Annotated in this window: 27 protein-coding genes and 1 riboswitch; of the genes, 5 read left to right on the top strand and 22 right to left on the bottom strand. The window is 43.1% G+C overall.

The window, feature by feature from the left end; genetic code table 11:
- Positions 1 to 314: 314 nt before the first annotated feature.
- Positions 315 to 1187: a pirin family protein gene (locus ACEYJ7_RS01810; RefSeq protein WP_373768038.1), complete on the bottom strand. Its 873-nt coding sequence runs from the start codon at positions 1185 to 1187 to the stop codon at positions 315 to 317.
- Between the two features lie 235 nt (positions 1188 to 1422).
- Positions 1423 to 1467: riboswitch (PreQ1 riboswitch) on the top strand.
- Positions 1468 to 1470: 3 nt separating this feature from the next.
- On the opposite strand from ACEYJ7_RS01810, the gene queC reads away from it, so the two are divergent.
- Together queC and queD are read left to right on the top strand one after the other, a co-directional pair.
- Positions 1471 to 2130, top strand: coding sequence for a 7-cyano-7-deazaguanine synthase QueC (queC, locus tag ACEYJ7_RS01805; protein WP_373777313.1), 660 nt, complete (start codon positions 1471 to 1473; stop codon positions 2128 to 2130).
- A complete protein-coding gene (queD, locus tag ACEYJ7_RS01800) occupies positions 2123 to 2548 on the top strand; it encodes a 6-carboxytetrahydropterin synthase QueD (protein ID WP_373777312.1) in 426 nt (141 codons plus the stop codon). The genes queC and queD overlap by 8 nt, the downstream gene beginning before the upstream one ends.
- A 10-nt stretch (positions 2549 to 2558) precedes the next feature.
- Here queD and ACEYJ7_RS01795 read toward each other — a convergent pair whose 3' ends face one another.
- A complete protein-coding gene (locus ACEYJ7_RS01795) occupies positions 2559 to 3023 on the bottom strand; it encodes an RpiB/LacA/LacB family sugar-phosphate isomerase (RefSeq protein WP_373768041.1) in 465 nt (154 codons plus the stop codon).
- A 120-nt stretch (positions 3024 to 3143) separates the two neighbouring features.
- Between ACEYJ7_RS01795 and ACEYJ7_RS01790 the strand changes: the two genes are divergently transcribed.
- Positions 3144 to 3758: a 7-carboxy-7-deazaguanine synthase QueE gene (locus ACEYJ7_RS01790; protein WP_373777311.1), complete on the top strand. Its 615-nt coding sequence runs from the start codon at positions 3144 to 3146 to the stop codon at positions 3756 to 3758.
- A gap of 77 nt (positions 3759 to 3835) precedes the next feature.
- On the opposite strand, the gene gorA is transcribed toward ACEYJ7_RS01790, so the two are convergent.
- The 3 genes from gorA to ACEYJ7_RS01775 form a co-directional block, all read right to left on the bottom strand.
- Positions 3836 to 5206, bottom strand: coding sequence for a glutathione-disulfide reductase (gene gorA, locus ACEYJ7_RS01785; protein ID WP_373777310.1), 1371 nt, complete (start codon positions 5204 to 5206; stop codon positions 3836 to 3838).
- Positions 5207 to 5283: 77 nt separating this feature from the next.
- Positions 5284 to 5814: a TIGR00645 family protein gene (locus tag ACEYJ7_RS01780; protein WP_373777309.1), complete on the bottom strand. Its 531-nt coding sequence runs from the start codon at positions 5812 to 5814 to the stop codon at positions 5284 to 5286.
- Positions 5815 to 5906: 92 nt separating this feature from the next.
- On the bottom strand, positions 5907 to 6545 hold the full coding sequence (locus ACEYJ7_RS01775; RefSeq protein WP_373777314.1) for a nitroreductase family protein: 639 nt from the start codon (positions 6543 to 6545) through the stop codon (positions 5907 to 5909).
- Between the two features lie 143 nt (positions 6546 to 6688).
- Between ACEYJ7_RS01775 and ACEYJ7_RS01770 the strand changes: the two genes are divergently transcribed.
- On the top strand, positions 6689 to 7462 hold the full coding sequence (locus tag ACEYJ7_RS01770; RefSeq protein ID WP_373777308.1) for an SDR family oxidoreductase: 774 nt from the start codon (positions 6689 to 6691) through the stop codon (positions 7460 to 7462).
- On the opposite strand, the gene ACEYJ7_RS01765 is transcribed toward ACEYJ7_RS01770, so the two are convergent.
- From ACEYJ7_RS01765 to pepA, 17 genes are all read right to left on the bottom strand, one after another.
- Entirely contained in the window at positions 7459 to 8259 is an 801-nt protein-coding gene (locus ACEYJ7_RS01765; RefSeq protein ID WP_373777307.1) for an ATP-binding cassette domain-containing protein, read from the bottom strand. The genes ACEYJ7_RS01770 and ACEYJ7_RS01765 overlap by 4 nt on opposite strands.
- A gap of 78 nt (positions 8260 to 8337) precedes the next feature.
- Positions 8338 to 9417 carry a class II fructose-bisphosphate aldolase gene (fbaA, locus tag ACEYJ7_RS01760; protein WP_373777306.1) on the bottom strand — a complete coding sequence of 360 codons (1080 nt, stop codon included), beginning with the start codon at positions 9415 to 9417 and terminating at the stop codon, positions 8338 to 8340.
- Positions 9418 to 9477: 60 nt separating this feature from the next.
- Positions 9478 to 10647 (bottom strand): phosphoglycerate kinase, encoded by a 1170-nt coding sequence (locus ACEYJ7_RS01755; protein ID WP_373777305.1) that lies wholly within the window; start codon positions 10645 to 10647, stop codon positions 9478 to 9480.
- A gap of 202 nt (positions 10648 to 10849) precedes the next feature.
- A complete protein-coding gene (locus tag ACEYJ7_RS01750; protein ID WP_373777304.1) occupies positions 10850 to 12238 on the bottom strand; it encodes a DASS family sodium-coupled anion symporter in 1389 nt (462 codons plus the stop codon).
- Positions 12239 to 12525: 287 nt separating this feature from the next.
- Positions 12526 to 12720 (bottom strand): heme exporter protein CcmD, encoded by a 195-nt coding sequence (gene ccmD, locus ACEYJ7_RS01745; RefSeq protein ID WP_373777303.1) that lies wholly within the window; start codon positions 12718 to 12720, stop codon positions 12526 to 12528.
- Positions 12721 to 12728: 8 nt separating this feature from the next.
- Positions 12729 to 13469: a heme ABC transporter permease gene (locus ACEYJ7_RS01740; protein ID WP_373777302.1), complete on the bottom strand. Its 741-nt coding sequence runs from the start codon at positions 13467 to 13469 to the stop codon at positions 12729 to 12731.
- Positions 13470 to 13515: 46 nt separating this feature from the next.
- Positions 13516 to 14178: a heme exporter protein CcmB gene (ccmB, locus tag ACEYJ7_RS01735; protein ID WP_373777301.1), complete on the bottom strand. Its 663-nt coding sequence runs from the start codon at positions 14176 to 14178 to the stop codon at positions 13516 to 13518.
- Positions 14179 to 14209: 31 nt separating this feature from the next.
- Positions 14210 to 14845: a cytochrome c biogenesis heme-transporting ATPase CcmA gene (gene ccmA, locus ACEYJ7_RS01730; RefSeq protein WP_373777300.1), complete on the bottom strand. Its 636-nt coding sequence runs from the start codon at positions 14843 to 14845 to the stop codon at positions 14210 to 14212.
- 1 nt (position 14846) lies between these two features.
- The gene (hda, locus tag ACEYJ7_RS01725) at positions 14847 to 15557 is read right to left on the bottom strand and encodes a DnaA regulatory inactivator Hda (protein WP_373777299.1); all 711 of its coding nucleotides are present in this window, start codon (positions 15555 to 15557) and stop codon (positions 14847 to 14849) included.
- Between the two features lie 96 nt (positions 15558 to 15653).
- Positions 15654 to 16358: a nicotinamide riboside transporter PnuC gene (gene pnuC, locus ACEYJ7_RS01720; protein WP_373777298.1), complete on the bottom strand. Its 705-nt coding sequence runs from the start codon at positions 16356 to 16358 to the stop codon at positions 15654 to 15656.
- A gap of 238 nt (positions 16359 to 16596) precedes the next feature.
- Entirely contained in the window at positions 16597 to 17217 is a 621-nt protein-coding gene (locus tag ACEYJ7_RS01715; protein WP_373777297.1) for a YfgM family protein, read from the bottom strand.
- Positions 17218 to 17229: 12 nt separating this feature from the next.
- Positions 17230 to 18519, bottom strand: a complete 1290-nt coding sequence (gene hisS, locus ACEYJ7_RS01710) for a histidine--tRNA ligase (protein ID WP_373777296.1) — start codon at positions 18517 to 18519, stop codon at positions 17230 to 17232.
- Positions 18520 to 18698: 179 nt separating this feature from the next.
- On the bottom strand, positions 18699 to 19688 hold the full coding sequence (locus ACEYJ7_RS01705) for a 2-hydroxyacid dehydrogenase (RefSeq protein ID WP_373768058.1): 990 nt from the start codon (positions 19686 to 19688) through the stop codon (positions 18699 to 18701).
- Positions 19689 to 19716: 28 nt separating this feature from the next.
- A complete protein-coding gene (ispG, locus tag ACEYJ7_RS01700) occupies positions 19717 to 20826 on the bottom strand; it encodes a flavodoxin-dependent (E)-4-hydroxy-3-methylbut-2-enyl-diphosphate synthase (protein ID WP_373777295.1) in 1110 nt (369 codons plus the stop codon).
- A gap of 4 nt (positions 20827 to 20830) precedes the next feature.
- Positions 20831 to 21868 carry a RodZ domain-containing protein gene (locus tag ACEYJ7_RS01695; RefSeq protein ID WP_373777294.1) on the bottom strand — a complete coding sequence of 346 codons (1038 nt, stop codon included), beginning with the start codon at positions 21866 to 21868 and terminating at the stop codon, positions 20831 to 20833.
- A gap of 154 nt (positions 21869 to 22022) precedes the next feature.
- On the bottom strand, positions 22023 to 23399 hold the full coding sequence (yegQ, locus tag ACEYJ7_RS01690; RefSeq protein WP_373777293.1) for a tRNA 5-hydroxyuridine modification protein YegQ: 1377 nt from the start codon (positions 23397 to 23399) through the stop codon (positions 22023 to 22025).
- Positions 23400 to 23599: 200 nt separating this feature from the next.
- On the bottom strand, positions 23600 to 25096 hold the full coding sequence (pepA, locus tag ACEYJ7_RS01685; protein ID WP_373777292.1) for a leucyl aminopeptidase: 1497 nt from the start codon (positions 25094 to 25096) through the stop codon (positions 23600 to 23602).
- Between the two features lie 181 nt (positions 25097 to 25277).
- Here pepA and lptF point away from each other — a divergent pair.
- Positions 25278 to 25936, top strand: a 659-nt coding sequence (lptF, locus tag ACEYJ7_RS01680; protein ID WP_373777291.1) for an LPS export ABC transporter permease LptF, incomplete at its 3' end; no start/stop codon positions are given.

Raw genomic sequence — 25936 nt, 5'->3', positions numbered from 1 at the left:
TAGCCGTTTTGGATCAAATTTCAGCAAAAGATCCTTTTTTTCAAAAATTTTGCAAAAATCGCTTGCGCGGAATTCTAAAATCTCTATAATGCGCCCCACACAACGACGCACTGTTTAATTTAATCACTTCACAACAGTGCGTCGTTGTGTGGGGCGCATTATAGAGATTTTAGAATTCCGCGCAAGCGATTTTTGCAAAATTTTTGAAAAAAAGGATCTTTTGCTGAAATTTGATCCAAAACGGCTATTTAAACGACAAAAAGCGGCGATCTTTTTGAATTTGTAAATATCAAAAAAGATCTGACCGCTTGTTTTTATCTTGCGATTTGACCAAACTTACCGCTTTGCACATCTCGCATGGCTTGGACAATTTCCGCTTCCGTATTCATCACGAACGGACCGTATCCGACAATCGGCTCGTTGATCGGCTCGCCGGTAAGAATCAACAATTTTGATTCGTTGTTTGACTCGATTCGGACATCCGCCCCACCTCTTTCAAAAGTGACCAACTCACCACGGCGCGCAATTTCTTCACCATTGATTTGCACGGTACCGTCTAATACTAAAATCACGAGATTATGGCTTTCCGGCACGGCAAATGTGTGAGTTTTACCGGCATTCATTACGACATCCCACATATTAATCGGCGTGAACGTACTCGCTGCACCGGATGTACTTGCCAATTCTCCCGCAATGATGCGGGCGATACCGGCATTATCATCCAATTGCACAACCGGAATCTCTGTCGATTTAATCGCTTGATATTTCGGTGTCGTCATTTTATGTGCTTTCGGTAAATTAACCCAAAGTTGCACCATTTCAAACATACCGCCTTCTTTAGAGAAACGCTCTGAATGAAACTCTTCATGCATCACGCCGGAGCCTGCGGTCATCCATTGCACATCACCGGTACCGATAATACCGCCACCGCCGTAAGAGTCGGCATGCGCCACTTCGCCTTGATACGCAATCGTAACGGTTTCAAAACCACGGTGCGGGTGCTCGCCGACGCCACGAAAATCCGATTTACGTCCACCGTCAAAATGACGAGGCGGGTTGTAGTCCATCATTAAAAACGGATCTAAATTTTTATCCGTATCGTTGTAAGTAAACATAGATTGTACATGGAAACCATTACCGACCCAATGTTTTGCCGGTGCAGTATAAACATTTGCTACTTTTTTCATATCGTTATCCTTTTGTTTTTGGTTAAACATTGCGAGTTATTCATCACATCGCTCTTGATGGCGTGCATTATACTATCTTCACAAATTTGATAAATAATAATTTTATTGATTAACTATTTCATATTGGTGAATAATAAAAAGAAAAAAATCGCAAATTCAGTTAAAATCATTATAATGCCTTCCTTGCAAGCGGTACGATTCTGTAAACATTTTGCAAAATCGTACCGCTTGTTTATTCATCGTGGTTCGCAAACCTCCCACGCAAAAAAACTAAGGAACACATATGAACGCAAACAAAAAAGCCGTCGTCATTTTTTCAGGCGGACAAGACTCTACCACCTGCTTATTTCTTGCTATTCAGGAATTCGCCAAAGAGAATGTCGAAGTCGTGACCTTTCAATACGGACAACGGCACGCTATCGAGCTGGATAAAGCCCGCTGGATCGCTCAAGATCTCGGGGTAAAGCAAACCGTTATTGATACTTCCGTGATCAAGGCGATTACGTCAAATGCCTTAATGGATGATCAAGCCACAATCGAACAAACGGGTTCGACACCGAATACTTTTGTTGACGGGCGGAATGCTCTCTTTCTACTCTATACCGCTATTTATGCTAAAAGCCAAGGGATTCAGACTATCTATACCGGTGTATGCGAAACGGATTTTAGCGGGTATCCCGACTGTCGGGATATATTCATCAAGTCGATGAATGTGACACTCAATTTAGCGATGGATTATAATTTTAATATCCGTACGCCGCTGATGTATCTGACTAAAAAAGAAACGTGGGCGTTAGCCGATCAATTAGGGGTATTTGACTATATCCAAGCACATACTCACACCTGTTATCTCGGTGTGGAAGGCGGTTGCCATACTTGTCCGAGCTGCCTACTACGCGAAAAAGGGTTAAATGAATATTTAGAGGAAAAACACCGTGTTTAAGATTGCGAAAGAGTTTAGCTTTGATATGGCACATATGTTGGACGGTCACGACGGCAAATGTCAAAATTTGCACGGTCATACCTACACCTTACAAGTCGAAATTTCAGGAGAACTACATGCCGACGGAGCAAAATCGGGCATGGTGATGGATTACAGCGATCTGAAAGCGGTCGTGAAACAGCATATTCTTGACAAAATGGATCACGCTTTTATTTATGACACGACCAGTGAAAAAGAATGCAAAGTTGCCCGGCTGCTTGATTCTCTGGATTCCAAAACCTTTGGTATTCCTGTTCGGACAACGGCGGAGCAGATGGCGAAATATATTTTCGATACATTGACCGCCGAAGGACTCTCCGTCAGTTTGATTCGCTTATGGGAAACGCCGACGTCCTATTGTGAATATACGTCGGCGTAATACGGAAAGCTTAAACGTCTTGACGAATATGCTTTTCGGCAATGGCGACGACTTTATCCACACGGGTTGTGTAACGCGGATTATCCGATAAATAATCGGTCGTCATCCACGTATTGACAATCTCATGGGCGATGGCGGAGCCGATAATTTTTCCGCCAAGGCACAACACATTCGTATTGGAATGCGAACGAGCCAATGCCGCACAGAACGGATCTTGGCAAATCGCCGCGTAAACCCCGTAAATTTTATTGGCGATCATGGCGCTGCCGTAACCGACACCGTCAATAAAAATCCCACGATCGACTTCACCTTTGCTCACGGCAAGGGAAGCGGGATAAATAAAATCGGGTAAATCGCAGGATGCTTCGCTGAAAGGACCGAAATCAACGACGTCATGCCCCTGCTTTTCAAGTAAGGCTTTGATTTCTTGTTTCATGGCAAATCCGGCGTGATCGCCTGCTACTGCTATTTTCATACGCGGTACTCCTATGATGTGTTGGCTTGAAATGAACGATCTTCAGGATAGAACCAAACCTCAAAACTGTAAAGACAAGCGGTCGGTTTTAGCCTATTTTTTGCAAATTTTCACTCTCTTATGTTAACTACCGAATATCGAATCGTTGAAATCTTTGAAAGCCTACAAGGCGAAGGCTTCAACACAGGCATGCCGAGTATTTTTATCCGCTTCGGCAAATGCAATCTGGCTTGTCCTTGGTGCGATACCGATTACAACCGTTATGAAACGAAAACCCTTGGCGAAATTATGCAAATCGTCAATAACTTCACCGCTCGACATATCATCATTACGGGCGGCGAGCCGACTATTCAACCGAAATTGGAGCTGTTGTTGAGCGAACTGAAAGCACAAGGTTATTTTATTGCCATCGAAACCAATGGCTTAAAACCTGTACCGTTGCAAATCGATTATATCGCCACCAGCCCGAAGCGGCTGTATCAAAAAAACTATCTGAAACATCATATTCCTTTTGCCCATGAAGTACGGATCGTCGTGGATGGCGATGTGCAGGATTTTTGCGAACAGATTGAAAATACGATCAACGCGGATCGTTATTATCTCTCTCCTTGCGAAGAAAGCGGCGTAATGAATATATTGGAAACCATCACCCAACTTGGCTTACTGAATCAGCGTCCGAATAAACCGCGTTGGCAGTTAAGTATTCAAACGCACAAAATTGCGGGGATTGAGTAAAATAACAAGCGGTCGTTTTCAGTAGAAAATTTGCAAATTTACTAACGAAAACGACCGCTTGTCTTTCAGCAAACAGATTAACGCATAGTCACGAATTCTTCCGAACCGGTCGGGTGAATGGCGACGGTGTTATCGAAATCCGCTTTGGTTGCGCCCATTTTGATCGCAACGGCAAAGCCTTGAATCATTTCGTCCACCCCGAAACCAATGCCGTGTAAACCGACGATTTTTTCTTCTTTGCCGACACACACCAGTTTCATTCGGCAAGGTTGGCGATGTTGGGTGACTGCACTGTACATTGGTGTGAAAGAAGATTTATATACTTTTACATTTTCAGCGCCATATTGTTCCACGGCTTGTGGCTCGGTTAAACCGATTGTGCCGATAGGTGGGTGGCTGAACACGACGGTCGGAACAAGGTTGTAGTCTAAATGTTCGTTCGGCTTGTTATTGAATAAACGTTCAGATAAACGACGCCCTGCCGCTACCGCAACCGGCGTTAATTCAATCCCGCCTTCAATAATATCGCCAACGGCGTAAATTCCTTTTACATTAGTATTTTGAAATTTATCGACTTTGATAAAACCACGTTCGTTCGTTGCCACACCGGTTGCCGCAAGATTAATCACATCCGTTGCCGGCTCACGACCGATTGCCCACACTAAGCAATCGACTTCTTGCTCACGACCGTCTTCCAGTTTAAAGGTCAATGAGCCGTCCGCATTTTTCACCACTTCTTTTGGAATGGAATGAGTGTGAAGTTGAATGCCGTCTTGATTTAACACTTCAACAAGGGTTTCAACAATAAGTGGGTCTTGGTTACGCATTGGGGCGTGTTGGCGCACGAATAAATGCGTTTCAACGCCTAAGCTGTTTAATACGCCTGCAAGTTCAACGGCAATGTAACCTGCACCAGCCACAGCGACCCGTTTTGGCAATTCGGTTAACGCAAATACACCGTCGGAATCAATCCCGTATTCCGCCCCTTTGATTGCAGGACGGCTTGGGCGACCGCCGGTTGCAATCAAAATATGATCCGCCGTGACTAACTCTTTTGTACCGTCTGCATAGCTTACTTCAATGGTTTTCGCATCAACAAATTTACCGAAGCCGTTTAACACATCCACGTTATTCTTTGCCAACACATTGTTGTAAGAAGTGTGAATACGTCCGATATACGCCTGACGGCTTTCAACTAATTTGGCGTAATCAAACTTGTTTACCGTCACATCAAAGCCGTAATCCGGTGCATAATGATTGATGGCTTCGGCAATTTGTGCGCCGTAGAACATCACTTTTTTCGGTACGCAACCGACGTTAACGCACGTACCGCCCAAATGTTTTGCTTCAATAATGGCACATTTTTTGCCGTAACTTGCCGCTCGGTTGATTGAAGCGATACCGCCGCTGCCGCCACCAATGGCGAGATAGTCATAATGTTTGGTCATAATTTGTTCCTATTTAAAAATACAAGCGGTCAGATTCTACCGATTTTTTGCAATTATGCCTAAATTATTGCAATAGGTTAATGTTTTGCATGATGTACGTTACTCAGCAATTTATCGGTATACGCAACACCGATTGCTGAAAAAATAAAACCGAGGTGAATCAACAATTGCCACATCATTGTTTCGGAACTCAATTTAGATGCGTTGATAAAGGTTTGCAACAAATGGATCGAGGAAATGCTGATAATCGCCATCGATAATTTCACTTTTAACACAGAAGCATTAACGTGATCCAACCATTCCGGTTGATCCGGATGGTTATCAACATTCAAACGGGATACAAAGGTTTCATATCCGCCCACGATCACCATAATTAGCAAGTTTGCAATCATCACCACATCAATTAAGCCTAATACGGTCAACATGATCGTGTTTTCATCCATCGATCCCAGATTTACCACCAAATTCCATAATGACTTCAAAAACTTGTAGGCATAAATGCCTTGTACCACAATCAGTCCTAAATAGATCGGTAACTGTAACCAACGGCTGGCAAAAATAATTTTGCTAAAAATATTTTGTTTTAATTCAATATCTGAATGCGACATCACTCCTCCTCTATGTAAAACGCAAAAAGCGGCAAATTCTAACAATTTTTTGCAAAAAATCTATTAGAACTTACCGCTTGATCTCGCTATTGTTATGCTTTAAAGCCGTTTCCGTTATTCCACGACACGGTGTAGTCCAATGCCAACCTTGCGCTCGGAATCGGCGGAACCGCCGCTTTACCGATGGCAATCAACATAACCGGCACATAACGTTCGCTATCGATCGCAAATCGTTGCATCACGGCGGTTTTATCAAAAATGCCAATGGCATGGGTATCATAACCTTTTTCTTTTGCAATCAACATCAACTGCATGGCGGCAAGGCTGGTATCGATACAAACCTGATCCCGAATATCCTGTGCGTTCAGCGCACTATGCATTTGGTTCATAAAATTCAAACCGGGTTGCTTAAAACCTTGATGTAAGCAACCTTTTTCAATCGACGTATCAATAATCGGCTCTAATAATGTGTGATATTGCAAATCCGCTAACACCAATATCACTGCCGACGCACTTTCACAGGGCGGACCGTTAAAAGCGACGATATCCAATAATTTGTCCTTTTGTGCCGGCTCATCCACCACCACAAAACGCCATGGTTGAAGATTTGCTTTTGACGGAGCAAGCTGAGCCAATGCTAACATTTCGCTCAATTCCTCACGGGGAATTTTGACATTCCGATTAAATAATTTGATTGTTTTACGCTGCTTAATCGCCTCAAGTAATTCCATCATTCCTCCTGTTATTCACTTCGCCTAGTTTATCGGTTATTTGTTAAGGCAAATTGAAGCGAATCAAAATTTAATGCTATTCTAATAAAAATTTGTGCAAAACAGATAAATTCATTCGATTGTTAAATTCTATTGAGGCAAAAATGAAACGTGTGGCAATTATTGGGTTAGGCTGGCTCGGATTACCGCTTGCGGAATTTTTAATTGCGCAAGGCTGGCAGGTTATCGGCAGTAATAGAAACGCAAAACCGTTACCTCACATTACCTCTTTGCCCTTTGTCTTAAACGGTGAAATACCCGAGACACTTTTAAATGTTGATGCGATGGTCATTAATCTGCCACCAGGCAGTTGCAACAAAGAAGACTATGTTGAAGGGATCAAGCGGTTAGTTTCACAGGCAATATTGCAAAATGTAACGCAGTTGACTTTCGTAAGTTCAACTTCAGTGTTTCCGCAAACCACCGGAGTATTTAATGAATCCTCTGCCCCTCAAGCGGAAAATGACAGCGCAGAAGCAATGATTGAACTAGAACAGTGGTTAACCACATTAGCGATCGATTGCGATATCTTACGTCTTGCCGGTCTTATCGGCGGCAATCGCCATCCGGTATACTATTTGGCCGGTAAACAACTTCTTACTCATGCCGAGCAGCCGGTGAATTTAGTTCACCGCAACGACTGTATTCGGGCGATTTTCCGGTTGTTGCAAACAGCAAACGGACAGCGTTTATATCATCTGGTTTATCCGGATCACCCTAAACGGCGAGAGTACTACTCTGCGATTGCAGCCAAATTAGGATTAGCCGATTTGCATTTTTCCGCCGATAACCGACCGCTTGTACGCTTGATTGAAGGTGAAAAAATCTGTCGCGAACTCGATTTCCGCTATCAAACGGATTTATATCAGCTGGCTTAATTTGCCCATGCGTCTTCGGTTAACGCCTTACCGAAGTGGCTTTCAATCAAACGCATGGTTAACGGATTTTGCGGGCGTAACAACAGCTCTTTGGTATTACCGTATTCTACGATTTTCCCTTCATCCATCACCATTAATTTGTCGGCTAAGTGTTTGATAATACCAAGATTTTGCCCGACATAAATATAAGCTAACCCTAACCGCTCCTGTAAATTCAACATCAAATTCGTAAGCTGACTTTTAACTGAGAAATCGAGCATACTTAACGTGTCGTCCACAATAATAATTTCCGGATTCAAAATCAACGCCCGAGCCAAAGCGACTCGCTGTTTTTGGCTGCTCGATGTATCTTTAATGTGAATCAGCGCGTGTTCAGGATACATCCCAACTAATTTCAGTGTACGAAAGATCCGTTCATTACGCTTTTCCTCCGATAAATTGGTGGCTAATTTTAACGGTGAGTCCAAAATCTGCCCGATGTTGTAATTCGGATCAAAAGCATCATTCGGATCTTGGAAAATCATCCGAATCTTTTTAGAACGAAACGCATAATCACCGTATTGCAATTCCTGATCTTTAAACATTATTTTACCTGAAGTCGGCTCCGTAATACCAACCAACATCTTGGCAAGAGTTGATTTGCCGGCGCCGTTCGCTCCAATAATTGCAAGGGTTTCTTGATGATTTAAAGTAAAAGAAACATTCTCCACCGCATAAAAATCCTGTTTATGGAAAATATCAATACGGTCGGTAAAACGTTTACTGAGTGCTTGAACATCGAGAAGCGGAAGTGTCATTTAAAATCTCCACAAAATGTAACCGATAAACAAAAGACCGCCTTTACAAGCGGTCTTTTTCATCAGGTATTTTGCAAATTACAATACATCAACACAGTTTAAGTCAATGAAAGATTGCTCTAAGCGTTTAGACATAGATTCTTCCATTTTGCGTAACCAAACGCGCGGGTCGTAGTATTTTTTGTTCGGTGCGTCAGGACCGGTCGGGTTACCTAATTGACCTTGGAGATAGTCTTGGTTCGCTTTGTAGAATTGTAAAATACCATCCCATGCCGCCCATTGCGTATCAGTATCGATGTTCATTTTGATTGCACCGTAACCAATCGCTTCACGGATTTCTTCTTGTGAAGAACCTGAACCGCCGTGGAATACGAAGTCCAATGATTTCGCCGGTAAACCACGCTCTTTAGACACAAACTCTTGCGACGCACCTAAAATAGACGGTTTTAATTTTACGTTACCCGGTTTGTACACACCGTGTACGTTACCGAATGCCGCTGCGATAGTAAAACGTTTACTCACCGGATTTAATGAGTCGTAAACATAAAGCACTTCAGACGGTTGGGTATAAAGTTTAGATTCGTCTACATCCGAATTGTCTACACCGTCTTCTTCACCGCCGGTTACACCGATTTCGATTTCAAGGGTCATACCTAATTTGTCCATACGTGCTAGGTATTTTTTGCAGATTTCCATATTTTCTTCAATCGGCTCTTCAGATAAGTCGATCATATGTGAAGAGAATAGTGGTCTGCCTGTTTCTGCAAAGTGTTTTTCACCTGCATCTAACATACCGTCGATCCACGGAAGTAAGTTTTTCGCTGCGTGGTCTGTATGAAGGATCACCGGCACTCCGTACTCTTTCGCTAATTGATGAACGTGTTTTGCACCTGCGATTGCACCTAACACGTCCGGACGCGCACCGCTTGTTGGCTTAATACCTTTACCTGCGTAGAATTGTGCGCCGCCGTTAGAGAATTGCACGATTACAGGCGCTTTAACGCGCGCTGCTGTTTCTAATACTGCGTTTACAGAGTCAGAACCGACACAATTTACCGCCGGAAGTGCGAAGTTATGTTCTTTTGCATACGCAAAAACTTTTTGAACGTCATCGCCAGTTAATACACCCGGTTTTACGATGTCTAGTAATTTTGCCATTTTGTGTTTCCTCTATTGTTTAAAAATGATTAGCGGGCGTACAAAGTACACCCAAACAAATTAAGCACGTTTCTCTAAAATTTCAACCGCCGGTAATACTTTACCTTCAACGAATTCTAAGAATGCGCCGCCACCGGTGGAGATATAAGAAATTTTATCCGCGATATCAAACATATCAATTGCCGCTAAAGTATCACCGCCGCCTGCGATTGAGAATGCGCCGTTCGCGGTTGCATCGACGATGGCTTGAGCAACCACTTCGGTCCCTTTACGGAAGTTAGGGAACTCAAATACACCTACCGGACCGTTCCAAAGGATAGTTTTCGCACTACGGATAATAGCCGCTAATTCTTCAGCCGATTTATCGCCAATATCGAAAATAGATTCGTCTGCAGCCACTTCATTAACCGCTTTCAATGTTGCCGGTGCGGTTTCTGAGAATTCAGTACCGACACGAACATCGACCGGAACCGGAATATTAGTGACAGTTGATAAACGTTGTGCTTCAGGGATTAAATCTGCTTCATATAGTGATTTACCGACATTATTGCCTTGTGCAGCAATGAAAGTATTTGCGATACCGCCGCCTACGATTAATTGGTCAGCGATTTTTGAAAGAGAATCTAAAACGGTTAATTTAGTTGAAACTTTTGAACCACCGACAATCGCCAACATCGGACGTTGCGGCTCTTTTAACGCTTTGCCTAAAGCATCCAATTCAGCCGCTAATAACGGACCTGCGCAAGCAACCGGTGCATATTCGGCAACGCCGTAAGTTGAACCTTCCGCACGGTGAGCTGTACCGAAAGCGTCCATGACGAATACATCACAAAGTGCCGCGTATTTTTTCGCTAACTCAGGATCGTTTTTCTTCTCACCTTTATTAATACGTACGTTTTCCAGTACAACGATTTCATTTTCTTTCACATCAACACCGTCTAAATAGTCACGTACCAAACGAACCGGCACACCTAAATCAGCGTTGTTTAAGTAATCAACCACAGGTTGTAAAGAATTTGCTTCTTCAAACACACCTTCGGTCGGACGACCTAAATGCGAAGTTACCATCACTTTAGCGCCTTTTTGTAAGGCTAATTTTAAAGTTGGGATTGTCGCGCGGATACGAGCATCAGATGTAACTTTGCCATCTTTTACCGGTACGTTAAGGTCTGCACGAATGAAAAGACGTTTGCCTGCAAGGTCAAGGTCAGCCATTTTTTTTACGGACATAGTGAGTTCCTCTTTGACGTTCAAAAATAAAAAAACGGAGCGATTATAACAGTTTCAAACCGCTTTGGGCTAATGTAGATCAAATTATTACGATATTTTAGAAATTTCTTCATAAAATAAAATAAATAGGATCCGCTTGTTTTCTACAGTAAAACAAACAAGCGGTCAAACAAATCTGACCGCTTGCCCGGATCATAGAAAATTATAACCAGAAAAGATATCCGTAAGTGGCAATCACAAAGATACAGAGAATGTTAAGCCAGAAACCGGCTTTCACCATTTCGCTTTGTTTTACTTTGCCTGTACCAAACACAATCGCATTCGGTGGTGTCGCAACCGGCAACATAAAGGCACAGGATGCTCCTAAGCCTATGATTAACGCCAAACCGACCGGTGGCGCGCCGAGAGCTTCAGCAATCGAAATAAAGATCGGTACGAGTAACGCCGCACTTGCCGTATTGGAAGTAAACTCGGTTAAGAAAATAATAAATGTCGCAACCACTAAACCGATGACGTAGAAATGACCGCCTTCAATCATAAACACAATACCGTCCGCCATCACTTTACTTGCACCGGTTTTACCAAGAACGGCACTTAACGTTAAACCGCCTCCGAATAGCATTAATACACCCCATTCGGTATTTTCTTGAATCTGATCCCAAGTCACGACTTTGGTTGCACAAAGTAATACAGCAGCAGATAATGCAACGATACTGTCGAAACTACCGATAGATTTCAAACCGAACAATCCGGAAATAAACGGATTTAAATAACTACTGAAAATCCAGCAAAGTGCGATACCGATAAAAATCACTAAAGTGATAATTCGACTGCGCGTAAATTCAATTTTCTCAAAATTGAATTCAAAGGTTTGGTTTAATTGCGGTTTAAATACCACATAAAGCGTCCCTAACATTAACGGCATTAGGATTAGCATAATCGGCAAACCGTAACCCAGCCAATCAGAGAATGTTAAATTTAAGTTGGAAGCCACAATCGCATTCGGCGGGCTACCGACAAGGGTTCCCATCCCGCCGATACTGGCGCTATAGGCAATACCCAGTAACACAAAAACATACGTATTATGATGGGCTTTTTCATCTAATTTGCTGAGAATTCCCATTGCCAAAGGTAACATCATTGCTGCGGTTGCCGTATTACTGATCCACATGGAAAGCAATGCCGTCACCATCAACAGATAAATCACTGCCAGAGATAATTTTCCTCTCGCTAACGCCATAATTTTATTGGCAATCATTCGGTCAATATTTTGAATATGCAACGCCGTAGCAAGCGCAAAGCCACCGAAGAATAAAAAGATGGTCGGTTCTGCAAAATTCGCTAATGCATCTTTCGAAGAAACCAGTCCCAACGCAATAGAAAGGATCGGCACTAATAAGGCAGTCACCGTCACGTGTAGCGCTTCCGTTAACCACAAAATCGCCACAAATGCCAATAAAGCCAGTCCTTTTTTGGCTTCCGGTTCAAAAGGTAAGGTGTTTAATAACACGAAAAACAAAATAATATCGGCAATAATGATAATGCCGTTTCTGACTGTTTTGTTGTCAGTTTCAACTTGGCTACTTGTCATAACTCCTCCGCATAAGCACAAAACCCAACTAAATATAACAAAAATAAAATAGGAAAAACGAAAGAGATGTGAGAAATGTGAGCTATGTCATAAATCTGATAAAAAGAAATAACACATTGTAAAAAAGCAATGCGCCAGTCAACATTTCGTTAAACTTTAATTAACAATTAAGATGATTATTTATACTGTCCGGCTGCATGAAAAACCTTGCTTATCCTGCGTTGAGCAACAAAACAACAAGCGGTGACTTTTTGCAACTTTTTTGCAAAAAACCACCGCTTGTTAAATCAGCTCTGTTTATTTCGCTGTGCTTCCCGGGCTTGTTCTTTTCTAACCTGTCGGAAAATTTGTTTCCCTTCGCGCTTGCTTTGCCAAATAAGTAATCCCATCGTCAAAAAGGTAATACCGTAGGCTAACCAAACATAGAAACCGTAACCGCCCATATCCAAAAAGGCGCTAATTGAATCGAATTGAAATGTCATGGTGCCTCCTATTGAGTTAATTTAGCCAATTCGTTGACCCAAGGACGTTTTCGTTCATCCTGCAACAACGCATTGCGATAACGCAAAATACTGAGCCAGATCATAAAAATCATGGTTCCGAAAATCGCTAACAGTAGCGGAATTAACATTTCTACCGCCATTGACGGCTTATCAAATTTAGTGATGGTTGCGCCTTGATGCAAAGTGTTCCACCATTCCACCGAAAAGTGAATAATCGGTAAATTAATCACGCCGACAATCGATAAAATCCCCGCAGCTTTAGCACCAACGCTGCGATCTTGAAACGCGGCATAAAGCGCCATAACACCTAAATAGAGGAAAAACAGTACAAGCGAAGAGGTTAAACGTGCATCCCAAACCCACCAAGTTCCCCACATAGGTTTTCCCCAAATGGCGCCGGTGACTAAAGAAATAAATGAAAATGCCGCACCAATCGGTGCCATGGAAATCATTGCCAAACTTGCCTGACGAATCTGCCAGACTAACGCCATCAAAGCTGCAACCGCCATCGAACCATAAACCCCCATCGACCAAATTGCAGAAGGCACATGAATAAAAATAATACGGTAACTGTCACCCTGCTGATAATCTTTCGGCGCAAAAGCTAATCCCCACACAAAAGCGGTTGCAAGCAATAATACGCTCAACACACCGAGGGCAGGCTGAATTTTCCCTAATAGTCGGTATTGCGTTTCCGACTTTGCATACGGGTGTAACCATTTCCACATATAATCTCCAACAATTTGTAAAACATTAATCGAAACCGACCGCTTGTTACTGCAAACTTACCCGTAACGCACCGGCAATCGCAAAAGGTGAGAACGTTAAGGCTAACGCCAGCATTGCACCTAAAATCGCCAACTGCCCCGAATAACCTACATTCAACGTTGAGGCTTCTAATACTGCAGCGGCAAAAATTAACACCGGTAAAAATAACGGTAAGATGAGCAAACTCAGTAACGTACCGCCTTTACGTAATCCAACGGTGAGTGCCACACCGATTGCGCCGAGACAGCTTAAAATCGGAGTGCCTAACAACAGTGTTAAGACCAAAGCAAACCAGACTTCCGTTTCCAGCGAAAGTAAAATGGCGGTGATCGGTGAAAGCAGAATCAGCGGCAAACCGGTTAATAGCCAGTGAGCAATCACTTTCGCTAATGCGACCTGCGGCAGGCTTGTCGGTAATAGCATTAACTGTTCTAACGAACCGTCCGCATAATCGTCACGGAATAAACGTTCAAAAGAAAGTAATGCTGAAAGCACTGCGGCAACCCAAGCTGTTCCCGAGGCGATTTTAGCCAATAATTCAGGATTTGGTCCCATCAATAGAGGAAACATTGTGATAATGATCAAAAAGAACCACAGAGGGTTTAAAATTTCTGCGGGTTTACGAAATGCAATGGTCAACTCACGCTGAATGATAGTCAGTAAAATCATAAAATTCGCTTAATGGCGCTCATCGCGCTTTTTATACTTTAAATGGATCAAGTGACAACGTACGAACCTTGTCACTTTCTGCCGTTTGATGGCTGGTAAAAATTGTCATACCACCCTGTTCACAATGTTGTTCAATATGGGTAATTAACTCTGCAACACCTTTTTTATCAATTGCGGTAAAAGGTTCGTCTAAAATCCAAAGCGGTGCTTGCGTGAGCCATAATTTTGCCAATGCCACCCGACGTTGCTGCCCTGCCGAAAGATGTGAACAAGGTAAATCTTCCCGCCCGATTAAAGCGACCTTGCCCAAAGCGTTCCATAAAGCGTCATCAGAAATTTCAAGCCCTTGAATTTTTTGGTAAAAACGCAAATTTTCCCAAGCGGTTAACTCCGGTTTAATCCCTGCATGATGACCTAAATAGAACAGATTAGCGTAATATTCATCACGCTGTTTTTGTATCAACGTGCCGTTCCATTGCACTTCGCCTTCGGCAGCCGTGGCAAGCCCCGCCAAAATACGTAACAAACTAGTTTTTCCGATACCGTTATGCCCTTCAATCTGCCACCAATCACCGGATGAAACCGTTAGATTGCACCCCTCGAACAAGCGTGTTTCTCCGCGCTCACAAGCAATATTGATTAAGGCTAATTGATTATTTTGATTCATTTTATAGCTCTAAAATTTCTTTTACGAAAGGAACGGTTAATTTGCGTTGAGCTTGTAATGAAGCTCTGTCAAGTAAATCCAGTTTACCGATTAAAACTTGCAGATCGCGATCTAAACGCTTCAGTAAAAAGCCGGCAACTTCATCGGATAATTCCAAGCCTTTTCGATAAGCATTACGTTGTAAAATAACTTGTTTTTGCTCATCGCTCAGATCCGCTAACCGATACACTTCTCCCCAAGTTAATCTTGAACGGAGATCCGGCAACGCCACCGACAATGTATTCGGCGGGCGATCCGCGCTCATCAATAACAAGGTTTTCCGCCCTTGATTAAACAGACCTTGCTGCTCACGTATTTGGTTAAACAGATTAAAAACAGCGAGTTCCCACTCTTCGTCGCCGACCACGGTCTGCACATCATCCAAACAGACAACATCCAACTGCTCGGCATTATCCAACACCGCCGGTGAGAAATAGTTGGCTTTTTTGAGAGGAATATAACTTGCCGCTTGGTTATTCAACAGAAAATGATTACTCACCGCCTTTAATAAATGGCTTTTTCCGCTACTTTTTCCGCCCCACACATAAAAAAACGGCTGCTGCACATCCTTAAAATTTTGGTGTAGAGAATCCAACAGCAATAAGCTGTTTTCATTGTAGAAATTTTCGAGAGTTTCATCATCTACCTGATGAATCGGCAGTAGTAATTGCAAGGGCTTCGATAAAGTGAAAAAAATTGCGGTTAGCATAGCTGAAAAAATAAAGGTTGAGAACCCTCAACCTTTGATTTATAAGTGATTTTCTAACAATTATATCGCAGCATTCATCGCATTTGCTTTTTGTAACTTGGTCCAGTTATAGTAGCCGTATAGCGAGTTCAACAGATAAGCCGAATACATTAAATACATCGCCGGATTTTCAGCCCAAAGAATAATGGAAAGAATGTTTAATGCAATCCATAGCAACCATTGTTCACGGTAACGTAACAGCATTAATGTTTGCGCTGCAACAACGATAATGGTGGTTAATCCGTCCAAACCGGTTGAACTACCACCCGCCGCATTAAGCGCCTGAACGAATAATAGAGTGCCAACCGTAATAAACGCGACTAAGAAAGCCCAGCCTTTAACACTTAAAGATTTGGCGATGACTGCCTCCGCCCCGTCTTTTTTCTGCATATTTTGCTTCCATAGGAAGAAACCAATAAATTGCGCCGGAATATACACATAAAGCGTGGTATTCATTTCTCCAAGGAAATTGGATCCCCAAGCAACATAGAAGTAGGTATAGGCGAAAATCAAACCGAAGAGGTAGTTGCTGATTTTCCCTTTACTCACAAAAACCACACAGATAATACCGGCAATACCCGAAATCATCGCCAGTAGCGAATCCGGCGAATAAACATACACACCGAGTTGAGCAGCAATGAAGATAAATAACCAAATAACCTCAAAAGGTTTCCACCCGGTGAGAATATCTTGCTTAAGTAGATGTAGAAATTCGCGGTAGTTCATAGCATTCTCCAAATGTAATGTAAAATCTGAAAGAATTATCCCACTGACACAAAAAAATGTAAACTATAAATCACATTTCAACCCTCAAATTCCCCATTTACTTTCTCAATTTGCAAGAAAAAGAAGATACAAGCGGTCAGTTTTAGCCCAAAATTTGTAAATTTCTAGCTAAAACTGACCGCTTGTTATTGGCGAAAATAAAAATATTTTTATGATGGTGAATATAAGTTTGAATATCTTACAAATTATTCAAACGAATATTAATCATCATCTGCTCTTCAGCCGACGCCACGGATTTCGCTTGTTCGTAGGCGCTTCTTGCCGCATCTTTATCGCCTTTGGCAACAAGAATATCACCGACTAATAACTGTTTACGTAAATCCCACGCTTTATCTTGCACCTTACTTAAAGTTGTCAGCGCAGTATCAAAGTTTTTCAATTCATAATCAACCGCCGCCAAACGGAAGCGGATAACATTTTGTAAAGTCGGGTCATCGGTTGAAGTTAATGCTTGTTCCAACAAGGTTTTAACCGTCGCAAAATCACCTTTTGCCGCTAGCTGCTTGGATTGCTCTAGTTGAGCCAGTACCGCATAACTTGAACCTTTGTGATCGGTAACGAATTTTTCTACAAGCGGTGCGTTTTTCTCAGGATTTTGCAAATAGCTTTCCATCACTTGCTGATAAATTGCTGAAGTTTGCTGTGCGGATTCCGCCTGATGTTTCTGCCAATAGTTCCACCCGAAAGTAGCAATCGACGCAATCAATACCACGAGGACAATCGGTGTACCGTTTTGTCTAAACCAGCTTTTCGCCTCTTCAAATTGTTGCTCTTCGGTTTTATTAAGATAATCGCTCATATATGCTCCTTTTTATGCAAAACGTGCTTGTAATTCTTCAATGAGATTGCTCTGTGCCACGGTTACTTGCTCCGCTTCACCGAACAGATCTTTAATCACGACCGTCTGTTCCGCCACTTCACTTTCGCCTAACACCAAAGCAATTTTCGCCCCTGATTTATCGGCACGTTTGAATTGTTTTTTGAAATTCCCACCGCTTGTATGTAGCATTGTGCGAAGCTGTGGAAAGGCATCGCGTAGGGTTTCCGCCAAGCGGAATGCTGCTGTTGTTGTATTTTCGCCCGAATGTACCACATAAATATCAACGGCTCTTGGTAATTGCACATTCGGATTCACTTCTTGCATTAACAAGACTAAACGCTCCAAGCCCATTGCAAAACCAACACCTTCTGTTCCGCGTCCACCGAGTTGTGCGACTAAGCCGTCATAACGACCACCAGCACAAACTGTACCTTGAGCACCTAATGCTGTGGTGACCCACTCAAATACGGTTTTATTGTAGTAGTCCAAACCACGCACTAATTTTTGATTGACTTCGTAAGCAATTCCCATTTCATCAAGAATTTCACAAAGCCTTGCAAAATGTGCTTTCGATTCGTCATCTAAAAAATCGTGAAGTTTTGGTGCATCGTCTAATACCGCTTGCAACGCTTGATTTTTGGTATCCAAAATGCGTAATGGGTTTGTAGTTAAACGGCGTTCACTGTCAGGATCTTGCTTTAATACGTCTAAATGATTTTGTAAGAACGCAACCAAGGCTTCACGATATCGAGTACGTACTTCTAATCCACCGATTGAGTTAAGCTGTAAAGTCACATGTTCGCGGATACCTAATTTTTCCCATAAACGAGCGGTTAGCACAATCAATTCCGCATCGGCTTCAGCATTCGGGATCCCGAAAATTTCAACGCCTGCTTGGTGGAATTGACGGTAACGACCTTTTTGCGGACGCTCATAGCGGAACATTGGACCGATATACCACAGACGCTGTTCTTGGTTGTAAATCCAACCGTGTTCAATCGCCGCACGCACGCAACCTGCCGTACCTTCAGGGCGAAGAGTAAAACTTTCGCCCGCTTCTTCGCTACGGGTAAAGGTAAACATCTCTTTCTCAACAATATCTGTCGCTTCACCGACACCACGTTTAAATAAGTCGGTAGATTCCATAATCGGACTACGCATTTCTGTGTAGCCGTAACTTGCAAAAGTATCACGGATATTGCTTTCAACCCATTGCCATAATGGTGTTTCAGTTGGAGAAAGATCATTCATACCGCGTAAAGCTTGAATTGTTTTTGACATGTTATTGTTCCTAATTATTTTTCAATATTTGCAAAATTTTCGCTAAAACTGACCGCTTGTCTATCGTCCGTATACACGCATTCATCGGCGTTTTATATAAAAACATCGGCGCGAGCGTTTCGCCCGTGCCGTCATTATTGTCGGATAAGCGCAAACGGCTTCATCCGAAAGTGTTTCGCTTAGTTTACCGCATTCTCACAAACGGTATTTGTTCGCAAACAATCAATGTTATGTAAGGTTACATCCGAAATATTCACCAACGCTTCTTCAGTAAGGAAAGCTTGGTGCCCGGTCAATAATACGTTGTGACAAGACGAAATACGGCGGAATACGTCATCCAAAATGACCTCGTTGGATTTATCTTCAAAGAAGAGTTCGCGCTCGTTTTCATATACGTCCATGCCCAATGCGCCGATTTTTTGCTGTTTCAATGCCTCGATAGCGTCTTGCGTATTGATCAACGAGCCTCGGCTGGTATTGATGATCATCACACCGTTTTTCATTTTTGCAAAGGACGTTTTATTGAGTAGATGATAATTTTCCGGGGTTGCCGGGCAATGCAAGGTAATTACATCCGATTTGGCATACAATTCGTCCAAACTCACATAAGTTGCGCCGATCTCTTCCGCCGCCGGGTTTTTATACGGATCGAAAGCCAAAATATGCATACCGAAACCTTTTAAAATACGCATTGTAGCAATACCGATTTTCCCCGTACCGATCACACCGACGGTACGTCCGTGCATATTAAATCCGATTAAACCTTCAAGAGAAAAATTCGCTTCACGCGTACGTTGATAAGCACGGTGGATACGGCGGTTTAACGTCATCATCAATCCCACCGTATGTTCCGCCACCGCTTCCGGCGAATAAGCCGGCACACGTACGACTTGTAACCCGAGCTGTTTTGCCGCGTCAAGATCAACATTATTGAACCCCGCACAACGCAAAGCCACCATTTTTACGCCATATTGCGCTAATTTCTCCAGCACCTTTCGACAGCCGTCGTCATTAACGAAAATACATACCGCTTCACAACCTTCCGCCATTTTGGCGGTTTGTTCGTTCAGCATGAAATCGAAAAAGTGGAGTTCAAAACCGTATTGTTGATTCACCGACTCAAGATATTTACGGTCATAACTTTTGGTACTAAAAACAGCGACTTTCATTATGCTCTCCTAATAAGTATTAACAACATTAAACTTGTTCAACGGCAATACGTTGGTGCTGCTGCGCAACCTTTGCCCGAATTTTCGCCTCCAGTTGATCAATCAATTGATCATTGTCGAACCGCTCTTTTTGGCGAACGCCGTCAAGATAGAAACCGCTCATTTTATTCGAGCCTGTCACACCAAGATCAGAGACTAACGCTTCGCCCGGGCCGTTTACCACACAGCCGATAATGGATACGTCCATCGGAGTAATAATATCTTCCAAACGTTGTTCAAGGGCATTGACCGTGCCGATCACATCAAATTCTTGGCGTGAACAGGTCGGGCAAGCGATAAAGTTAATACCGCGCGAGCGAATACGCAGCGATTTTAAAATATCGAAACCAACTTTGATCTCTTCCACCGGATCCGCCGCTAATGAAACACGTAGCGTATCGCCGATCCCTTCCGAAAGTAACAAACCTAAGCCGATTGCGGACTTCACCGCTCCTGCTCTTGCTCCACCGGCTTCCGTAATCCCTAAATGGATCGGCTGTTTGATCGCTTTAGCTAACAAGCGGTAAGATTCCACCGCTAAAAAGACATCGGACGCTTTCACACTTACTTTAAACTGATCGAAATTAAGGCGATCTAAGATCTCAACGTGGCGAAGTGCTGACTCTAACAAGGCTTCCGGTGTCGGCTCGCCGAATTTTTCTTGAATATCTTTTTCGAGAGAACCTGCATTCACCCCGATACGAATCGGAATATTTTTATCTCTCGCACAGTCCACCACGGCACGAATACGCTCTTCCTTGCCGATATTGCCCGGGTTAATACGCAAACAATCCACGCCATATTCCGCCACTTTTAACGCAATACGGTAATCAAAGTGAATATCCGCCACAAGCGGTACGTTCACCTGCTGTTTTATCAATTTAAAGGCTTCAGCTGCGTCCATTGTCGGCACAGAAACTCGTACGATATCGGCACCGACTCGTTCCAACGCTTTAATTTGCGCCACCGTAGCATCCACATCGGTGGTTCGGGTATTGGTCATGGATTGAACTGCAATAGGCGCTCCATCACCTATCGGCACGTTACCGACATAAATTCGGGTCGATTCACGACGTTTAATTGGAGGTTCTTTTAACATTGTTTTAGTTCGCTAAAGGTAGTTTAAAACGAGCAACTCTGCCGTCCACTTTCAGTGGTACTTCTTGCCCTTTATAGTAAATTTTCACGTTTGCCGGCGCACCGACTGTTAATCGATATTGTTCATTATCATTAAACGTTAAGACTTCTCCCGAATTATATAGTTTTTCTGCCAAGCGTTTATTTTTTGCATCACGCACGGTAATCCAGCTTTGTCCGTTAGTAATTTCAATGCGTAACTCATCATTACCTATCGCTTGCGGAGCTTGTTCCGTTGTAGCTTCTATAGTTTCTGCCGCTTCAGCCGTAATAGTCTCCGTTTCGGTCGTTCCCGATTGTTGTAACACATTTACCTGTTCTTCTTGTACAGCCGTTTGAGGTACGTTTACCAAGGAAACGGTTTCTTCCGTTTGCTGAGTATCAGTGACCGGCTGTTGAGCTTGCTCTGCTCCCACCGGTGTTGCCGATTGGAGCGGTGTCGTGCTGATATTCACACTATTCACCTCTTGTATAGGCGGCGCTACCGCAGGAGTTTCCGTCGTAGAAACCGGTGTTAATGCGGGGGGAGTCAGTGTGATTTCGTTGGTCACATTCGTTACTGTCTCTGTTGTTTTCGTAACTAACAGTTCGTCACGGCTTGCTTGCTCTTTCTTATGTTCTTGCCACCACCAAGCAAGTGTCATTCCCACTGCGCCTAATAGTACCAACCAAGTTAATGTTTTTACCCAACGAGTTTGTGATTTATGATTTTTTACCGGAATCGGGGCAATTTTCTTCACTTCTTTCGGAATTTTTACTTCGCCGTAAGTTACACTGTCGATCAAAGATTCAGGTAAACGCAGGAAACGCACATAATTACGCACATAACCACGAACAAAAGTCGGTGGAACGTTATGTAAAATAAAAATGTCGTTCTCAAGGGAGTCAATATGGTTTTTCTTAAGGTTAGTTTTTTGTGCGACTTCTTCAGTTGATAAGCCAAGTGCCTCGCGTCCCGCTTTAAGCTGCTGACCGAGAGAAAGGGATTCTGTTGTTTGCGTCATTGTCTTCTATTGCGTATGGTAAAATTAGTTCGGAAGTTTAAAATGCTATAGCTTGTTTTGCAATGCAAACTGTGTCAATCAGCGCAAATTTCTGAAATATCGAGCCTCTCTTTTTGAGAAAACGTTCTAAAATTTGCGCAATATACCAAATAAGTTATTTATGCGGATTTCTGGTATTCGCATCCACCAAATTACGCATTAACAAAGCATAATCTAATTCCACATCGGCCGGCACATCTAAAAAGACAAAATGCCCATCGCCTAAACCTGCATCAACGGCTTCATTTTTGCGGTTTAACATCCGTTCGATTTTGAACACGATATTGCCTTTCGGGGTCATCATTTCGACTTCATCGCCAAGTAAGAATTTATTTTTTACCGCCACTTCCGCCATACCTTCCACATTGCGTTTGCCGGTAAATTCACCAACAAACTGCTGGCGTTCTGAAATCGAATAGCCGTAATCGTAATTTTGGTATTCATCGTGGGTATGGCGACGTAAGAAACCTTCCGTATAACCACGGTGTGCCAAGGATTCTAACGTATCCATTAAACTTTCATCAAAAGGCTTGCCTGCTGCCGCATCATCAATCGCCTTGCGATAAACTTGAGCAGTTCTTGCACAATAGTAAAACGACTTAGTTCGACCTTCAATTTTTAAGGAATGTACGCCGATTTGGGTCAGTTTCTCAACGTGTTGCACTGCACGCAAATCTTTCGAATTCATAATGTAAGTGCCGTGTTCATCTTCAAAAGCGGTCATTTGCTCATCCGGTTTTTGCGATTCGGCAAGTAGGAAAACTTTACTCGTGGTATCACCTTCACCCAAGGTTGGTGCGACATTTTTAATTTCAATCTGCTGTTCCGGATCAATTTTCGACACGATATTGCCAACCTCATCTACTTTACCTTCTTCCACCTGATATTCCCAGCGACAAGCGTTGGTACAAGTACCTTGGTTCGGATCACGTTTGTTGATATAACCGGATAATAAGCAACGCCCAGAATATGCCATACACAATGCCCCGTGGACGAAAATTTCAATTTCCATATCAGGCACTTGCTCACGAATTTCTGCGATCTCTTCAATGGAAAGCTCTCGGGAAAGAATGACACGGGTTAATCCCATCTGTTTCCAAAATTTTACCGTTGCCCAGTTTACCGCATTCGCTTGCACGGAAAGATGAATATCCATTTCCGGAAAGTGTTCACGCACCAACATAATCAAGCCCGGATCGGACATAATCAACGCATCTGGCTTCATATCCACCACGGCTTGCAGATCTTTAATAAAGGTTTTGAGTTTGGAATTATGTGGGGCGATATTGACCACCACATAGAATTTTTTGCCGAGAGCGTGAGCTTCATCAATACCGATTTTCAAATTAGCGTGGTTAAATTCGTTATTGCGAACACGCAAACTGTAACGTGGTTGCCCTGCATAAACGGCATCAGCCCCGTAAGCAAAAGCATAACGCATATTTTTCAGCGTGCCTGCCGGCGATAAAAGTTCTGGTTTATGTTGTAACATTTGGATTCTCTTTCTGATAACAAGTCAGGACTTTCCCGAAGGAAAGCGTAAAAAGGCGTTATTCTAACGGAATAACGCCTTTGGGTTAAGAATTATATGTTTGTTTAGTGAAAATTCTGCCATTACAAGCGGTCGGTTTCGATTCAAAATTTGCAAATTTTAGAGCCTAACTGACCGCTTGTATTTAGGAGGCAAACAGGTTAAACGCCCGCTTTATTAATCAAAAACTGACTCAACAACGGCACCGGTCTGCCTGTCGCCCCTTTTGCTGCTCCTGATTTCCACGCTGTACCTGCAATATCTAAGTGAGCCCAAGTGTATTTTTTGGTGAAGTTAGACAGAAACACACCTGCGGTGATCGCACCACCTAAACGTCCGCCGATATTGGCGAGATCGGCAAAGTTGGATTTCAGCTGCTCTTGATACTCATCGCCCATTGGTAAACGCCACGCTTTGTCGTCCGCTTGTTCTGCGGCATTTAATAAATCATTCGCAAGCGCGTTATTTGGTGAAATCAATCCGCTGTTGTGGTTGCCAAGTGCGATCATACACGCCCCTGTGAGTGTGGCGACATCAATCACTAACTCAGGATCGAAGCGTTCTACATAGGTTAAGGTGTCGCATAATACCAAGCGTCCTTCTGCGTCAGTATTCAATACTTCAACGGTTAAGCCTGACATGGTGGTAAGAATATCACCCGGGCGATAAGCATTGCCGTCCGGCATATTTTCACAGCCTGCGAGTATGCCGATCACATTTAATGGCAATTTCATTTCTGCAATGGCTTTCATTGTGCCATAGACAGAGGCTGCTCCGCCCATATCGTATTTCATTTCGTCCATTGCATCGGCAGGTTTAATGGAAATGCCCCCTGTGTCAAAGGTTAAACCTTTACCGACAAGAACAATCGGTTTGGCTGCAGGATTTGGAGATCCTTTATATTCGATGATAGAAAGGTAAGCCTCATTTTCAGAACCACGGGAAACGGCAAGATAAGCGTTCATATTTAATTCCGCCATCTCTTTTTCATCTAATACGGTGGTTGTAATGCTGTTATAGTCTTTGCCTAACCCTTTTGCTAATTCGGATAAATATTTCGGGTTGCAGACATTTGGCGGACAGTTCGCCACATTTTTGGCGAAGATCACGCCTGATGCAATCGCTTTACCGTGTTCGACGGCTTGTTCTGCCAAAGCTAAATCTTTACGGTTGGCGATATTAAACACAATTTTGCGTAATTCACGGCGGATTTCAGGTTTAACGCTCTTAAATTCGTTGTATTGATAGCCGTTGTCTTGAATCGCTTCAATCGCAAAACGGATATTCCAGTAAACCGAACGGGCTTTGACGTGCAATTCGGTGAGGAAGCAGATCGCTTCCGTTGAGCCTGTGTCGTTAATCACTTGCACCATTTTTTGAATGGTTTGTTTGTATTGGCGTTCGGTCAGTTCACGCTCTTTGCCACAGCCGACTAACAACACCCGATCAGCAGGGACATTCGGTACATTGTGCAGCAATAAGGTTTGCCCGACACGCCCTTCCAAATCCCCTTTACGCAATAAATTGCTTAAATAGCCGTCACTTAATTTATCCAACTGTTCCGCCGCCGCAGATAAGCGACGAGGTTCGTACACTCCTACTACCAGACAACCTGTCCGCTGCTTTTCTACCGAACCGTTCTTTACGCTAAATTCCATACAATACTCCCGTGATTTTTTTTATTTAAAAGGGTATGATTACGCATTTTGCAAGCGGTCGGTTTTTTGCAAAATTTTACCAAAATCAGACCGCTTGAACTTGAAAGCAAAATACGGGTCGTAAAGCTACCCTCTTGCTGAAAAATTGCAAGCAATAATTTAAAAAAATGAGACCTTTATCGTGATTTTAAGCCGATATTTAACGAAAGAAATATTTAAAAGCCAAATTGCTATACTTTTCATACTGTTAGTGATTTTCTTCTGCCAACAATTAGTCCGCGTATTAAGTTCGGCGGTCAGCGGAAGAGTACCAACCGATTTAGTCTTGAGCCTACTCGGACTGGGAATGCCGACCATGGCACAGTTAATGCTGCCGCTCTCTCTGTTTATTGCGCTTTTACTCACTTTAGGTCGTTTTTATGCCGAAAGTGAAATTACCGTCATGCGAGCCTGTGGTGTCGGACAAAGCCTACTGGTCAAAGTCGCATTATTTCTATCCGTATTTACCACCGCCATTGCGGTTTATAATGTCTTTTGGTTGACACCTTGGGCGATCAATAAACAAAGTGAAATGTTGGCGGAAGCCAAGGCAAATCCGCGTTTTGCCGCGCTTTCGGCAGGGCAGTTTATGTCTGCCGGCGGTTATGTGCTTTTTATCGATAATATCGAAAATAACCGACTCAATGATATTTATGTTTTCCAACCGGATCAGCAGAAAAAAAACAAACCATCCGTTGTGGTGGCAGAATCCGGTGAATTACAAGGTTTGCCAAACGGTGATCAACTGCTTACATTGACAAATAGCGACCGTTACGAAGGCACGCCGCAGACGGCTGATTT

The sequence above is a fragment of the Glaesserella sp. genome (assembly GCF_041814905.1).
GTDB lineage: Bacteria > Pseudomonadota > Gammaproteobacteria > Enterobacterales > Pasteurellaceae > Glaesserella.
This window is presented reverse-complemented; position numbering and strand designations above follow the sequence as displayed.